This window comes from Inquilinus sp. CA228 (genome assembly GCF_052078665.1).
Lineage (GTDB): Bacteria > Pseudomonadota > Alphaproteobacteria > DSM-16000 > Inquilinaceae > Inquilinus.
The window spans coordinates 1-698 of sequence record NZ_JBQJIK010000199.1; the positions used below are offsets into that span (position 1 = coordinate 1).

Below are 698 nucleotides of genomic sequence, written 5' to 3' on the forward strand. Positions count from 1 at the left end.
TGGCGGATCGCCGAGATGTGGTTGCGGTAGCCGATTTCACCCGGCTCGCCGCCCTCCCAGAAGGCGCCGGCGACATACTGCGTGCCGGCGTGGCGGACCGCCGTCGGCAGGTATTCGTGGTTCCAGGTCGAGCGGAAATGGTCATGGAGGCTGAACTGCCAGCCGGCGCTCATGAAGATGCAGTCGCTCTGCATCTCGAACACCTCGCGCTGCGCCTCCCATTCGTCCGAGCGGGAATGGGCGAAGATCTCGCCCTCCTGCCTGTTCTGAAAATTGGCGGCGTACTCGAAATAGCGGCCGAAATCGCCGTGATCGACGTCCCTGGATACTTCGAGCGCCAGCTCGGGCCGTTGATAGTTGTAATCCTTGAGCTGCACCGATTTGGGAACGGGACGAAGGTCCCTGTGGATGCTCTGGACGCTGGCCATCCGCCCCAGGACCGTATCCGCCATCGGCATGAAGGGCAGGCGCTCTTCCGGGCTCTGGCGTGGCAGGAGCCGGTGGTTGTCGGTGAAGACGACCTTCTCCTTCTCCGATCCCTGCTCGAAATAGTAGAAGATCCCCCAATGCTCGATCAGCCGGTGCAGGAAATCGAGATCGAACTCGTTGTACTGGACCCAGTAGCTGCGTGCCGGGTATTTGTCGCCATTCATCAGGTTGATGGCGAAGTCGTCGCTGGAGAAGCCGAGCGCCTGTGG

General features: G+C 61.6%; 1 protein-coding gene. It reads right to left on the bottom strand.

Features of this window, described 5'->3' with window-relative positions; translation table 11 throughout:
* Positions 1–698 (bottom strand): contractile injection system protein, VgrG/Pvc8 family (locus ACTOWL_RS37990; protein WP_441326486.1); only part of this gene is annotated, 698 nt, incomplete at both ends.